The following is a 13,713-nucleotide window of genomic DNA, read 5'->3' on the forward strand; positions in this document are numbered from 1 at the left end:
TCAATTAGCTGAAAATGATGGGACGCCGTATGACGGGAAACTGTCACGTACGGTGTTAGGTGGGGGAAAAGGTGGAGATGATATCAAAGCTTTACCTATCACGCACAGTTTTATAAATGAAAAAAGTAAATCCTTTACTTATTCTGACACTCGCAATAGGTGTGTTCGGAATTATTACTACCGAGATGGGTATTGTCGGCGTATTACCACAAATCACTGAAAAGTTCGGAATTTCAACTACACAAGCTGGATTTTTAGTAAGTATATTTGCACTAGTTGTTGCTATTTCTGGTCCGTTTTTAATTCTGCTCGTCTCTAGTATTAATCGCAAAATAATTTTATTAACAGCAATTTTCACATTTGTTATTTCAAATTTAATCTACGCTTATACAACACAATTTGAAGTCATGCTTGTTTTTCGTATTTTACCGGCAGCGCTTCATCCACTCTTCTTTTCAATCGCTCTTGTAACAGCTGCTAAACTTGTCCCTCCAGAAAAGAGCGGTCAAGCAGTTACAAAAGTTTTCATGGGAATTACTGTTGGTTTCGCTTTAGGTATACCACTAACCTCTTACCTTGCAGACCAATTTTCACTCGAAATGGCTTTCTTATTCGGAGCATTCGTTAACACTCTTGCATTCATTGGAATACTACTCCTACTTCCTTCTATGCCTGTTAAAGAAAAAATGTCTTTCGGCAAACAAATTCGTATACTCGGCAAACCAGGATTATGGTTAAATATTTTAACCGTCACATTCCTTTTTGCAGCCATGTTTTCCGTATACAGCTACTTCGCCGAGTACCTTGCAAAAGTAACTTCCATGAATGGATCTCTCATCAGTATCATGCTATTCATATTTGGTATAGTTATGATTTTAGGTAATCATTTATTTGGTGGTCTCCTGCAAAAAAGCATAATAAACACTGTAATATCATTCCCTATTCTATATTCTATTGTTTACATATTGGTTTATTATTTAGGTTCCTACCTTGTTCCAATGATTTTTATAGTATTCATTTGGGGAATCGTACATGCTGGTGGATTAATTGTTGGTCAAACATGGTTAATAAGTGAAGCTAAAGAAGCACCTGAATTTGGTAACAGTCTATTCGTTTCGTTCTCAAATCTCGGAATTACTTTAGGAACCACTATTGGAGGCTGGTTCATTTCAAACTTAGGTATTCACCAGCTTATTTGGAGCGGCTTTATATTCACACTACTCTCATTTCTATTAATTATAATAAAACTAAAATTTTTCAATTCTAATAGCCAGGCTTCATTATCAAGCTAGTACATTTTCAGTTCCAAATTCGATAAAGTGAAACTTTAATCAGCCCTCACCAATCGGACTTTTATTAATTTCAACGTTTAGACAGATACATAACTCCAAAACTAAAACGTTTATTGCAATTATCGATATGGAACATTTTACAAAACAACTTAATATGGTAAAATAATATTCGGACAGGAGTCCAATATTATTAAAATTAAGATGGTTCAAGTCGGAGGAAGGCACCTTAGGGTGTCTTTTCTTTATTTGCAAATGGACCTGCTCAATTATTGTGTAAAAAACATAAAGTAAATTGAATCCATTAAAATACATGAGTGACCCCTTGTTTTCCCCTCTTATTAAAGGAGGAACTATTATGGGATTTGGTGGTAGTTGTAGTAGTGGTTGTGGCGGCGGCTTTGCTTTACTAGTTGTATTGTTTATTTTATTAATCATTGTTGGAGCTTCTTGCTTCTGCTAAAAAACTATTGGAAAAGACACTCTTATATGGGTGTCTTTTCTTTGTAATAAAAAGCTCTCTAGAAAAGAAAATTTTGAGGCTTTTACATTCAAATCATCCAAATTAGTTATTTACACAGCACTTTATTTCTTCTCATCCCTCATACTGTAATAGCCCAAATTAATAATAATCAGGAAATACCCACCCATAATTCCAGCTGCAAATGTCCACATGTACTCACTGTGTTCAATTTCATACATAATAATCGCACCGAGTATGGCGGCTGCAAACCGATTCATCATGCCGAGCATTGGTGCTTTTTCTTTTTTTACGATGCTATTTCCGAACTTTTCGATACGCCTTCCTAAAATCCAGGCGCAGTACATACTCACTAAAAGGCCGATGCTTATCCCTACAAACTGGGCTGGAAAAGGTGTCAGCAACCATCCCAATAACATCACGCCTAATAAACAATATATTTGTATGTTGAATGATCTTAATGCCATACGAATCATATTATGCTCCTTATCTTTCCTATTAATCCCATCTTTCGGACTTCAAGCTTTCCGATATATCTTTTTTTAAATGAGGGAATTTGATTTTGCTCACCATTAAATAAGCGAGTACGCATGTGCCAAATGCCACGGAAACTGGGTTATTTAGGAGGCATAAAATGAGGAGACACATTGCCGCAAATGGAATGGGCATTCCGATGAATGTTGGGAGTTTGCTTTGTTGCGTGTTAAATCTAGCAAGCCGCAGCATTCCGCAAATACTATAAGCGAGCGCACATATCATCCCGATAAACTGCAAATCTTTTAAAGCGACACTATAGGCAAGAATAGATGGTGCCACACCGAAGGTCACTAAATCCGCAAATGAGTCTAACTCTCCGCCTATTTCCGAAGCAGCATCTAGTTTCCGAGCGACCATACCATCAAACAGATCAAATACCATACCTGTAATAATGAACATAACTGCACCATGCATATCGTGAACGAAAACAGCGTGAATAGCCAAAAGCCCACACACAAAATTTGCTATCGTAATCATATTTGGTATGTAACTCATCACACGCTTCTCCTCCTTTCTACTAATGCTTCATCTAAGTTCTTACTCATTACAATCAAGATCCTTCTGCTTTTCTTCCAATATCACTTTATTTATTTTCGTTAACGTATCTGTCATTTGCTCTAGGGCGTTTATATCGATTTTAGAGAAATATTTCTCAATTAATACATCATCTAACTCAGACAACCGTTCTATATACTTACTACCGTTTGGACCAAGTGTAAGAAAATACTCCCGTTTATTATTAGGGTTTACTTGTTTTGAAATCATCTTCTGTTTCTCCAATTTCGATAAAACTTGGCTAACGGCACTTTTCGTTATATTAAACGTACTCGCAATGTTATTTGCTGTCGTGTTTTCATTTAAATGAATATGAAATAACATGCTCTCTTGCTGCCCAGTAAGACCGAACTCATCCTTTAAATCTTGAAATAGTAAAATATAGAGTTCCGTATAGGCTCGATTCATTTCATTAATTACTTCTTTATACGTTCTAGTCATAGCATCCTCCATGCTTTTATTTCGTTTTACTTAATAGTTAAGTTTACTTAACTTAACTATATTATACCGTTATGTTTGTGTAAAGGGAAATATAACTCTACACTCTACTCACAATGATACAAAAAAGACACTCTTCTAAAACAAGTTTAGTCGCTTCTGTCTCACTGCTTTCCTCATCCAAATACTTGGTAAGTAATTCTGAATAATCAAAAAGAAAATCAACAAAATTCCATATAGACCCATTACTGGTTAAAATGTTATAATGGAATTACCCTACATAGTTACTCATAGCCAGACTGAGGAACTAGCGTCTTATTAAGTAATGCGCATAACTAAAATAAAAAAGACACTTTACGGTGTCTTTTTTATTTATATTCATTGGAAATTGGAATTATCTCTTTTATAAACAGACTCTATCAAACAGTAAAGGAGACTAACAGATGGAACATCCTGTTGCAAGAGAATTACGTTTTATACGGGTATGTCTTATCATTTTGATTATTGTCATTGCGTTTTGGGACCGGGAGAAAACTGTAGAAATTACTGATCACGGTAGCAATCCTATCTTAAACACCAGCAATATGACCCAAGTTGGTGAGAATACATTTGCATACAAAGACGAATCAAATCAAATTAAAATATTTAAGTTTAATCCAGATACAAATGAAATATCACTTATTAAAGAGTTTCGTGCTGAGGAATACTACTCAGATACAGCTAAATAAAGTAATATTGACCACAAAAGTATAATGACCACAGCCTTTAGCCATAATTACGACTAGAGGCTTTTTGTATGTAAGTAAATGAAAAAGGAGCTAATTTTATGGAACATAATAAAAATGGAATACTTGCTTTAATTGTTTTATTTTTAGGATTAGTGTTTTTTGTTAGTGGAATGGTTTATCATTTATGGGGCTCATTTTAATTTCAACTTTTAGACGGATAAAGTGAAACTTTAATCAGCCCCCACCTAACTTCTTTGCTTTCGCTGAATTTTTAAGTGGGGGTCTTACTGCCCGGCAAATAGCGGGATAAATAACTCGAATCAGAGAAATGCACAATATTTTCCCTTTTCCTTCCAAAATTAATATAATAAGATATAAAATGTAATACATATAAAGACAAATATATAGCACTCATTAAAGTGCTTCTATTTTGGAAGGAAGAAACGATGAACAAAAAGTTATTAGCCCCATTATTATGTAGCACATTCTTGTTTGGAATATCAGCTTGCAGTTCACATGATGCGCCTGCAAAAAATGAGCAGGCGACTTCTAAAAAAACAGAGAATGACAAACTTAGTAGCAAGGATTCGCAAAAAGAACTTCCTACCAATGTAGATTCCTCTGATGTATACATGTCAATGGGATCTGCCGAGTCATTAGATGTTATAGGGACTGGAGAAGTTAAAGCACAAGGTGTCTTTAAAGTATTAGACATCGCAGTTTATAATCGTAAAGAAGAACCCATTACACTAGATATTAACAACTTTAAATTAATTGATGGATTTGGAAGAGAATATCACATTTCTAATGAATATCAATCCGTACTTAAAGCTGCAAATACGTCTACATTTAAATTTGGTATTGTTAACCCTGATGAACATTCGGACGGAAACATTGTATTCGATGTACCGAAAAACACGCGAGGATTAACTTTAAAATTTAATAATGATAAGTTAGATAAAGAGCTCCAATTAAAAGTGGAATTGGAATAGGCAAAATAAATACGTCTCCCTTAACATTCTCTACTAACATAAAAAAGTACAGTCTTTTCTACAGCAGACTGTACTTTTTCATTTATCATTTCACATAACATTCCCTAATTTTTTTGACTAGATGCTCTCCAATCACGAAAAGATGTTGGGCGTCCAGAAAAAGCTCTTTGCTTTGTAACAGATGGTTTTTCTTCAGGAGTCATTGTTTTTTCTTTAAGCGTCGCTGGTTTTTCTTTAAGCGTCACTGATTTTTCTTCAAGAATAGTCACAGCTGTTTGCATTTTCTCTAACTGTTCTTTCAACAATTGTTGTTCAATCTTTAAATCCGTAAGTAAACGTAAAATCATCTCAGAATTAGCCATAAGATCCTCCTTCCCCCAATACACAGAATAAAATACAATATGTAGAAGGCGGGATACCGGTGACAAAAATAAGGTCGTCAACTCTTTTTAACTTCTAAAATCCTTTTATTTTTTTAAGGACCTGCTCCATTCATCCTTAAAAACATAAATTAAATTAAATCCATTAATAAATGGTCTTTATGGAAGGAGGAGTTAATATGGGCTATGGCGGTAGTTGTGGTGGAGGCTGTGGTTTCGGCGGCGGATTTGCCTTACTTGTTGTGCTCTTCATCTTATTAATCATCGTTGGCGCTAGCTGTTGGGGCGGCGGATTCGGCTGCTAAGGAGAGGCACTCTTGAGAGTGTCTTTTTTTTGGTATGTGGCTCGTATACATATTTAAAAAAATTTCCGTTCTAGAAGTACTATAATATTAGCTTAACATGTCAGTTCCCCCTAATTAATAGGTGGTTCTAGCCTATAGAATTCTTTTAAATATAAAATGAAACTATATTTCTCAATGAATAAAACAATTTAACATGGTAAAATAATATTTGGATGGGAGTCCAATATATTATTAAAATTAAGATGGTTCAAGTCGAAGGAAGGCACCTTAGGGTGTCTTTTCTTTTTTATAAATAATTATAAAGTAAAATTGCAAAGGATGCTTACTACTTACAAGGAACATTTTCTTCCCTACAACTATTTATTTGAAACTAATTACTATTATAAATATAAAGAAGTTATGGATAAAGTAGTGAGGTAAATAAAACAAAATATAGATTTAATTCATGTTTCTCAACGAGGTACCACCAGCATTTTCAAAAAAATACGCTAAGCAAAAAAAATAATCAGCTGTCCATATGGACAGCTGATTTACATCATTACATTTCTATTATTTATCTTACCACTTGTACAGATACTGGTTTCCACCCCTGATTTTCTACCCAATCAATATTAACCTTATATTTTTTATTATTTTGCTTATCTCGTACATTACCGTAGGCTTTATTATTACCATTATTCCCAATAAAATCGAAAATCAATTGGCTCTCTGGAACATCAACAGCATAAGAAATTGCTTTTTTCATCTCACTCCAATCTACTGTTCCTTCTTTAAATTTCATTTCAGGTTTTGCTCCTTGCTCGGTACCAATTGGCTTCCAAGAAGGATTAGTTTGAGAACCCTTTTCTTGAGATGCCGTTTTTTCTTCCTCATTATTTTCATTTCCGTTCGTTTTTACCGATTTTTCTGCTTTTGATTTCTCTTCTAGCTGTGCTGCTTCTTTATCTTCAATTTTCTTCTCTTCTATCTTTGCTGTTTCTTTATCTTCAGTTTTCTTCTCTTCTATCTTTGCTGTTTCTTTATCTTCAGTTTTCTTCTCTTCTATCTTTGCTGTTTCTTTATCTTCAGTTTTCTTCTCTTCTATCTTTGTTACTTTCTTTTCTTGAGCAATTGCTTTCGTTGATGTATTAGAAGGGGTAAACAATTGGTATGTCACTATACCAACTGTCACTAATACCAAAGTAAATGCAATATTAAAAATTGCCTTTTGACGACGATTCTGTTGTTTTTCTTGAAATCTGCTTACTTGTCCCATTCTTCAAACCTCCGTGTTTACTTTCTCCTCTACTCTTTATGTATTATCCCTAAAATTCTTAATATTTTTATTAAACAATAGAAATAAACTACACTTTCCATACAGGATTTCATATCATAATAAAATTTGTGTTTTTTCAAGTATCTGACATATGTTATTCAAAATAGTTTAATACATTAAAAATAGATAAGCTTCTGCACTTAAGAAACTTTCAATTTTATTCAAAGGTGATTCCAATTATGTCCATATTAGATCTCCTGTAGAAAGCTTTTTAACAATTAAACCTCTTCTTCCCTTATTTATAATTTTTAAATTAAATTTCCCTCTATAGTATAATAAAGATGTTTCGTTTTCTAATGGGGTATGTCGTAAAATCAAAAGGGATTTTATCTCTTTTACCTTCTTTTCAGAGTAAATTTCACCACTAGGAAATTCTATTATTCCTAATGTAATCTTTAATTCGCTCTCATCGAAAGGCCACTCCTTATTAAGTTCCCTTATCTTTTGTATAAAGCTTCTTTTGGTTTGTCCTATATATAGCAATGTTACACTCTTAGCACATACTCTAGAGATTGCAAATATCCCCTTCTTAGAAGCTTCTTCCCTATTATAAAAATCATTTATACTATACATTCCATACCATTTAATATGTACTGTTTCTATGAATCTCACCTCATTTTTAGACAATATTATAATTTCTGAATGTTCAAATTATAATGGGCACATAGTCCTGATTACTTGAATTATAAATTGTGCTTTTCAATAATACATTTTATTATTACTAATTTCAATAATACAAAAAAAATACAATATTATAGTTTAATTACAAAACTTTATAAAAAAACAAAGTGATGTCGTACCAAATATTATATTTTTTCAATATCAGACTACCATGAACAAAAGTTAGAGAGTTATGGAATAAAATATAATTTGTATGTACATTTCTTTCAAAAAAAGTTTTGTAGTTTGCAACTGAATTAAAAAACATAGATTTTTATGACTCTTTCGGAGATATACCAAAGTGGGATCTTTGATATGCACATTACTATACCGAACTTTCGGTATAGTATTTTTTTGCAGCTCCTTGATTTTTCACCAAATACGTATAAAAATCAATAGTAGGAAAATAAACTGCTGGCTAAAAGTTTACTTTCGATAAAATAAAAAAGAATCTGCAAATCTGCAGATTCTCCTGATAATGATTATATAAGTATAGTATCATCTATTTATTTGACTATTATTCGGAAAGTATAAAACGGTTCACTAGATAGCAGAGTATTTTTACATATTGTATTAATTCCTTCTTCAAAAATCCCCCTAAAATAAAAAATACGCTATTCTTTCTGTAGAATCATAGGAAAGGATGGTATTTTTGTATGTCTATTTCTGTATTTGATGAATTATAACTATTTGCTCAAGAAATTCAAAGCTTTTTATGGACTTTCTTTTATTATATCGGTTTCACATATTTCCTCTAAAATCTCTAATACTTGCTTTTTCAATTCAGCCATTTACTTATTTTCTATGACTTCTTATTCTTTTTCTTTTATAGGAATCATTGCAAGAACTGTTAAATCTGCATTCGTTAAATCTTTTATCACTTGATGAGAAGCAAATACCGGTAGCGAAACAATAAAACCATCATCTACTTTTGTAATATCATTATGTGTAACATACTCCAGAAATACTTTATTTGCAGCCGCTACAAATTCTTCATCGCCTGTTCCATCAGGGTATGATACACCAATTTCCCCTAACATAATATAATATTGCTTTTTAATACCAGTCATATCCATTGGATCAATGGATTGAATTTTGTAATTTACCATTCCAGATTTCACTTTTCTTTCAGGAATATCTAAGTCAAAAAACTCTCCAGCTTCTTCTAAAATAATATTGATATCTTTGATTGTTGTTATAGCATTAGTTGCTTCCTTAAAAAACATGAGTTGCTCTCTTGATAAAACAATATTTTCTTCCTCTTTCTTAAACTGTAGATTTTCTAAAATATCTTCTATTTCTTCTACATTTTCCAGAAAAAATATATCATTCTCCATATGAGGAATTAATTCTTTTAAGTTTATCAAATACATTTGTGAATATTTTATATTCATCTCTTTCATTTCACGTAATTTGTCTAGAAATTTTAATACCTTAGCTTTACGATATGTTTCTGCCATCATTTTCACCTCTCGTTACATTTTGTATACAATCTGTATACAATGTGTATACAGATTGTATACGAGGTGTATTGGATTTGCAAGTATTAATTTTAAAATACAAAATTAATTGGTATTGTTTAAAAATTTTTATTATAGCTATCATGAATTTACTAATACAACTCCACCTATAAAGGTTACGATTCTAAAAAATATTAGATTTTCAAATATTCTTCTTCGCCTGCTGAAACTCTTACAGCGAAACGGACGAAAATCCCCATCGATACAGGGAGAAAACAGTCTTTAATATATTAGGTGTCGTTTACAATTGGACCATGTCTGATAATTAAGCCGCTTAATTTTAAAAATGAAACCCGTTAGGATTTATTTGATATGCAGAATCCCCAATGATTTGCACTGGTTTTTAGAATAAGAAAAAATCCCTTCTGAAACTGACCTTTCTTAGCCTTAGCTTGATAGCAATGTGGCGGTACCCCATCGCTATCAAGCTAAGACTTTAAAGAAGCCCCTAAACGATAATTTTGTGTTTTTTACAGCACCGAAGTTCATTTTTATAGTTTTTGGGTAACCTTTTTTGTTAGGGTGATAGATATGGGGGCTAAGTCATAAATGTTTAAAAAAGAGCTCGTCCTATCTTTTCTGTACGAGAAACAAGATAGATTGACCTAGTACTGTGGAAATCTTTAATGGGTACAGAACAAAGAGATAAATGACCTATGTATTCTGAAATTGTTCGAAACACGCTCTTACTTTATTTAATTGATTCATTCTTTTATAAAAAAGTCTGTTCATTTCTATGATCCTTCAACTAACGCCATCCACCCATTGAACAAAAAGGAAAAAGTAAAGTTAACTCTTTTTCCCATAAGGAATAATGACTTTGTTCAGTAATCATTATCATTTTGCTAATGTAATGAACTTACTTTATTAATTTTCAACGGATGCCCTCTTCATTAATCGCTTTAATTTATTTTCTGTATCCGTTTCCCCTACTGGCGTATAGATACTACACCGTAAATCCATATCACCTTGAACTTGAAAAGAAGTTAAATTAAACAGCATTTTGCCTGCTTTAGCATGTCTGAATTCAATTATCATGTCTGGAGCCTTACTCACTTGACTTTCTTGCCATAAATTCTGGAATTCTGGATGGGAACGACTCATTTCTTCAATAAACTGGCTGTACCATTCATCGTCTAAATAGCGTCCATAATAGGTACGGAAAATAGCAAGAAAACCTTTCACGAAATGTTCCCAATTGACGGCCAATGCTTTTAACTCTTTTCTAGTGAATACTAAACGAATCAAATTTCTTTGATCATTTGGTATTTGTTCAAAATCTAAAAAAACATGAGCAGCTGCAGGATTCCAGCCCATAATATGGCAATGTCGATCCGTAATGATAGTTGGACAATATGTTAATTCATCTAGTATTCGTATTAAAGAAGGGCTAAGCTTTGATTGATCCTTTTTTGGACTTGTACTTTCTGAATTTGTTTCGAATGCCAGGTCATATAAGTAGTCTGTTTCATCATTATTTAATTGCAAAGCTTTAGAAATACAATCAAGTACGATTGTAGAAACCTTTATATCTCTTCCTTGCTCTAGCCATGTATACCAAGTGGTGCTTACACCTGCTAACTGCGCAACCTCTTCTCTTCGTAACCCAGGTGTTCTTCTCCGGTTTCCGGCAGACAAACCAATAGACTCTGGACTAATTTGGGCACGCTTAGCTTTTAAGAATGCCGACAGAGCTTTAAGCCTTGTTTTATTATTCATTTTTAAAACTCCTTATCTTATCAATTTATCCTAGTAGTAGTTATACTAGGATAAATCCCCCCCTTGTAATAGGATAAATTGACTGTAAAATACAAGTATATTATTGATTGGAGGGAATGCAAAGTGGAAAGAGTTGTGATTACTGGTATGGGCGTAGTTTCTCCTATAGGAAACGACATCAAAACATTTTGGAACAATCTAATTAAAGGGGAATCTGGTATAGTCAATATCGATACTTTCGATGTTACCAATCATAAAACAAAAATTGCGGGTATCGTCCAAGATTTTGATGCAGATGAAGTTTTAGGAAAGAAAGAGGCAAGACGTTTAGATCGTTTTTCTCAATTTGCTTTGGCTGCCGCTGAACAAGCTTGGTCAGATTCTAAGTTAGACCTCGATCGTATAGATGTAGAAAGGTTAGGCGTATACGTGGGTTCAGGTATTGGAGGGATTGAAACCTTGATTGAAAATGTTGATGCACTTAGGCAGAAGGGACCAAGAAGAGTCAGCCCAACTCTAGTACCTGCCATAATGTCTAATGCTGCTGCAGCACAAATTAGTATCAAGTGGAATGCGATGGGACCTTCTATGTCACCTGTTTCTGCCTGTGCAATTGGAAATACATCTATCGGGGAAGCCTTTAGACTAATTCGTTCTGGGGAAGCTGACGTTATATTTGCGGGTGGAACAGAGTCAGCTATAACAGACTTATCAATAGCCAGTTTTGGTAACGCTACAGCATTATCAACAAGAAACGATAATCCCACTAAAGCTAGTCGTCCATTTGATGAAAATCGAGATGGATTTGTCATGTCAGAAGGAGCTGGAATTCTAATCTTAGAATCTTTATCTCATGCTTTACATAGAGAGGCAAAGATTTATGCAGAAGTCATTGGATATGGTGCAAGTTCAGACGCATACCATATCGTAGCTACACATCCGGAAGGTAAAGGTGCTTATCTTGCAATGAGATCAGCTTTAAAAAATGCCAATATATCGCCTGAAGAAGTTGATGTTATTAGTGCCCATGCAACAAGTACAAAAGTGGGGGACATCTCTGAAACGATGGCTATTAAGCAACTGTTTGGAAAACAAGCTTATCAGATTCCGGTAACAGCTAATAAATCTATGCTTGGTCATATGTTAGGGGCAGCTGGTGGAGTTGAAGCAATTGCTCTAGCAATGAGCTTAAAGGAAGGGACAGTTCCTCCAACAATTAACTTAGAAAATCTTGATCCATTATGTGATCTGGATTATGTACCATCTGTTGCTCGCCAAGTGAAAATAAATATAGGTCTATCTAACTCATTTGGTTTCGGAGGTCATAATGCAGCCATTGTTTTAAAGAGATACGAGTGAATAAATTTCTCTCGTAAATTTAACCGTTTACTCTAGAAACGGTTAGATTTATTCAATTAAAAAAAGGAAGAGAGAGTGAGAAAATGAATATTAGAGTAGCAACTGCATTAGACTACCCTAATTTAAGAAGGATATATTTAGAATCACGGCGTGAAAGTTTTCATTGGCTAGATAGAAATGAAATGACTATAGAAGATTTTGATAAACATACTGAAGGAGAACATATACTACTAGCAGAGGAAGATAATCATATCCTCGGATTTGCTTCTTTATATTTACCTGAAAACTTTATACACAATTTATTTGTACATCCTGAGTTCTTTGGTAAGGGGGCTGGAAGACAGTTACTTCATGCTTCCATAGAAAAGATGAATACACCATTAAGATTAAAGTGTGTTTCTAAAAATCAAAAAGCATTAAAGTTTTATGAGAATATGGGCTGGAAAAAAGTTATTGAAGAAGGTGAGCTAGAAGAAAAATATTGGGTAATGATATATGAGAGGTAGCACCACATCGCTATCTAGTGAACCGTTTTATACTTTCCGAACAATAGCCAAATAAATGGATGATACTATACTTTGAATAAAAAACACAAGCATTACATAATAAATAAAATATTCCTTATCTATTAACTTAAATATTGCTACTAATGCTACTCCAATTAATATACCAACGGTTAGAACAGTATAAGATAATGACTTAATTTTAAAGATGAACATTTGCCCTCTCTCATCTTGTGACTCCATCCGACGTTCAAATGTAATTTTGTAAATTTCTGCAATAAACACCAATACTACTAACACACAAATTACAATCGTAGCAATATTAACCATTATTCATCCTCCTTATATTTAAATACATCGGTTATCTCTTTCTCAAGTGAATTAGAAATTTTGAAAGCTAAAATCAAAGAAGGGTTATATTTATTTTTTTCTAAAGCTACTATAGTTTGTCGACTGACACCAACTGCATCTGCTAATTGTTGTTGAGTCCATCTTTTTTCAGCTCTTCCTACTACTATATTATTTTCAAGCATGTCATTCCTCTCTTCTATTATACAGTTATATTAACGTAATAGTAATATCTTTTTTACAAAAAGTAAAGAATATATTACAACGAACCGAATAATACATTATATGTTTCGCCGAAAAAACATGAAAATTATACGCTATTAAATTTATTGGGGGTTCTGCCGCATGCCCACCAACTTAAGAAAACAAATCCACCCCATAACGAGAAAATGAGCTTTTATTACAAATTAGCACAAAGTTTCGTTCTGGGGGTAGGTGTATTTTGTTAGCTTGATAGCGATGTGGTGCTACCCCACATCCATCAACTTAAGGTATATTTTCAAACAAAATGCGGTCTTTCCATATAGTTTTTTATTATCTTTTGTAGATTTTATAAAAGCGGGCATATCAAATAAACCCTGACG

General features: G+C 33.3%; 17 protein-coding genes. 7 read left to right on the forward strand and 10 right to left on the reverse strand.

The features are described from left to right. Nucleotides 1–116 precede the first annotated feature (116 nt). Both ACS2CR_RS30775 and ACS2CR_RS30780 read left to right on the forward strand, forming a co-directional pair. Entirely contained in the window at nucleotides 117–1,292 is a 1,176-nt protein-coding gene (locus ACS2CR_RS30775; RefSeq protein ID WP_000757550.1) for an MFS transporter, read from the forward strand. 355 nt (nucleotides 1,293–1,647) lie between these two features. Then, entirely contained in the window at nucleotides 1,648–1,752 is a 105-nt protein-coding gene (locus ACS2CR_RS30780; protein WP_000505689.1) for a YjcZ family sporulation protein, read from the forward strand. 122 nt (nucleotides 1,753–1,874) lie between these two features. Here the strand turns inward: ACS2CR_RS30780 and ACS2CR_RS30785 are convergent, their stop codons facing one another. From ACS2CR_RS30785 to ACS2CR_RS30795, 3 genes are read right to left on the reverse strand one after another with little or no spacing between them, the layout of a single operon-like run. Then, nucleotides 1,875–2,246 (reverse strand): ATP synthase subunit I, encoded by a 372-nt coding sequence (locus tag ACS2CR_RS30785; RefSeq protein WP_000620583.1) that lies wholly within the window; start codon nucleotides 2,244–2,246, stop codon nucleotides 1,875–1,877. A 22-nt stretch (nucleotides 2,247–2,268) separates the two neighbouring features. Further along, entirely contained in the window at nucleotides 2,269–2,802 is a 534-nt protein-coding gene (gene pssA / locus ACS2CR_RS30790) for a CDP-diacylglycerol--serine O-phosphatidyltransferase (protein ID WP_070757378.1), read from the reverse strand. A 42-nt stretch (nucleotides 2,803–2,844) separates the two neighbouring features. Then, the gene (locus ACS2CR_RS30795) at nucleotides 2,845–3,303 is read right to left on the reverse strand and encodes a MarR family winged helix-turn-helix transcriptional regulator (protein WP_065704709.1); all 459 of its coding nucleotides are present in this window, start codon (nucleotides 3,301–3,303) and stop codon (nucleotides 2,845–2,847) included. A 440-nt stretch (nucleotides 3,304–3,743) separates the two neighbouring features. On the opposite strand from ACS2CR_RS30795, the gene ACS2CR_RS30800 reads away from it, so the two are divergent. After that, nucleotides 3,744–4,028: a YmzC family protein gene (locus tag ACS2CR_RS30800; protein WP_000400968.1), complete on the forward strand. Its 285-nt coding sequence runs from the start codon at nucleotides 3,744–3,746 to the stop codon at nucleotides 4,026–4,028. A gap of 446 nt (nucleotides 4,029–4,474) precedes the next feature. Continuing rightward, nucleotides 4,475–5,020: a DUF4352 domain-containing protein gene (locus ACS2CR_RS30805; protein WP_139894346.1), complete on the forward strand. Its 546-nt coding sequence runs from the start codon at nucleotides 4,475–4,477 to the stop codon at nucleotides 5,018–5,020. A 104-nt stretch (nucleotides 5,021–5,124) separates the two neighbouring features. Here ACS2CR_RS30805 and ACS2CR_RS30810 read toward each other — a convergent pair whose 3' ends face one another. After that, the gene (locus tag ACS2CR_RS30810) at nucleotides 5,125–5,382 is read right to left on the reverse strand and encodes a hypothetical protein (RefSeq protein WP_000013694.1); all 258 of its coding nucleotides are present in this window, start codon (nucleotides 5,380–5,382) and stop codon (nucleotides 5,125–5,127) included. 197 nt (nucleotides 5,383–5,579) lie between these two features. Here ACS2CR_RS30810 and ACS2CR_RS30815 point away from each other — a divergent pair, with 197 nt between their 5' ends. Continuing rightward, nucleotides 5,580–5,705, forward strand: coding sequence for a YjcZ family sporulation protein (locus ACS2CR_RS30815; protein WP_000540377.1), 126 nt, complete (start codon nucleotides 5,580–5,582; stop codon nucleotides 5,703–5,705). A 553-nt stretch (nucleotides 5,706–6,258) separates the two neighbouring features. Here the strand turns inward: ACS2CR_RS30815 and ACS2CR_RS30820 are convergent. The 4 genes from ACS2CR_RS30820 to ACS2CR_RS30835 all read right to left on the reverse strand — a co-directional run bounded on the left by ACS2CR_RS30820 (nucleotide 6,259) and on the right by ACS2CR_RS30835 (nucleotide 10,919). Then, nucleotides 6,259–6,960 carry a YrrS family protein gene (locus ACS2CR_RS30820; RefSeq protein WP_065704712.1) on the reverse strand — a complete coding sequence of 234 codons (702 nt, stop codon included), beginning with the start codon at nucleotides 6,958–6,960 and terminating at the stop codon, nucleotides 6,259–6,261. 237 nt (nucleotides 6,961–7,197) lie between these two features. Then, nucleotides 7,198–7,632 (reverse strand): hypothetical protein, encoded by a 435-nt coding sequence (locus ACS2CR_RS30825; protein ID WP_002100802.1) that lies wholly within the window; start codon nucleotides 7,630–7,632, stop codon nucleotides 7,198–7,200. A gap of 860 nt (nucleotides 7,633–8,492) precedes the next feature. Further along, the gene (locus tag ACS2CR_RS30830; RefSeq protein WP_002100801.1) at nucleotides 8,493–9,143 is read right to left on the reverse strand and encodes a hypothetical protein; all 651 of its coding nucleotides are present in this window, start codon (nucleotides 9,141–9,143) and stop codon (nucleotides 8,493–8,495) included. A 924-nt stretch (nucleotides 9,144–10,067) separates the two neighbouring features. After that, nucleotides 10,068–10,919, reverse strand: coding sequence for a helix-turn-helix transcriptional regulator (locus ACS2CR_RS30835; protein WP_139894345.1), 852 nt, complete (start codon nucleotides 10,917–10,919; stop codon nucleotides 10,068–10,070). A 123-nt stretch (nucleotides 10,920–11,042) separates the two neighbouring features. Here ACS2CR_RS30835 and fabF point away from each other — a divergent pair, with 123 nt between their 5' ends. Together fabF and ACS2CR_RS30845 are read left to right on the forward strand one after the other, a co-directional pair. After that, nucleotides 11,043–12,278: a beta-ketoacyl-ACP synthase II gene (fabF, locus tag ACS2CR_RS30840; protein ID WP_000442906.1), complete on the forward strand. Its 1,236-nt coding sequence runs from the start codon at nucleotides 11,043–11,045 to the stop codon at nucleotides 12,276–12,278. 83 nt (nucleotides 12,279–12,361) lie between these two features. Beyond that, on the forward strand, nucleotides 12,362–12,784 hold the full coding sequence (locus ACS2CR_RS30845; RefSeq protein ID WP_001026484.1) for a GNAT family N-acetyltransferase: 423 nt from the start codon (nucleotides 12,362–12,364) through the stop codon (nucleotides 12,782–12,784). Nucleotides 12,785–12,811: 27 nt separating this feature from the next. Here the strand turns inward: ACS2CR_RS30845 and ACS2CR_RS30850 are convergent, their stop codons facing one another. After that, nucleotides 12,812–13,111, reverse strand: coding sequence for a hypothetical protein (locus ACS2CR_RS30850; protein ID WP_000247165.1), 300 nt, complete (start codon nucleotides 13,109–13,111; stop codon nucleotides 12,812–12,814). Then, complete coding sequence (locus tag ACS2CR_RS30855) at nucleotides 13,111–13,314, reverse strand: helix-turn-helix transcriptional regulator (RefSeq protein WP_000892395.1); 204 nt, start codon at nucleotides 13,312–13,314, stop codon at nucleotides 13,111–13,113. The genes ACS2CR_RS30850 and ACS2CR_RS30855 overlap by 1 nt, the downstream gene beginning before the upstream one ends. Between the last annotated feature and the right edge of the window lie 399 nt (nucleotides 13,315–13,713).

It is taken from the genome of Bacillus cereus group sp. BceL291 (genome assembly GCF_051776705.1).
Classification (GTDB): domain Bacteria; phylum Bacillota; class Bacilli; order Bacillales; family Bacillaceae_G; genus Bacillus_A; species Bacillus_A cereus.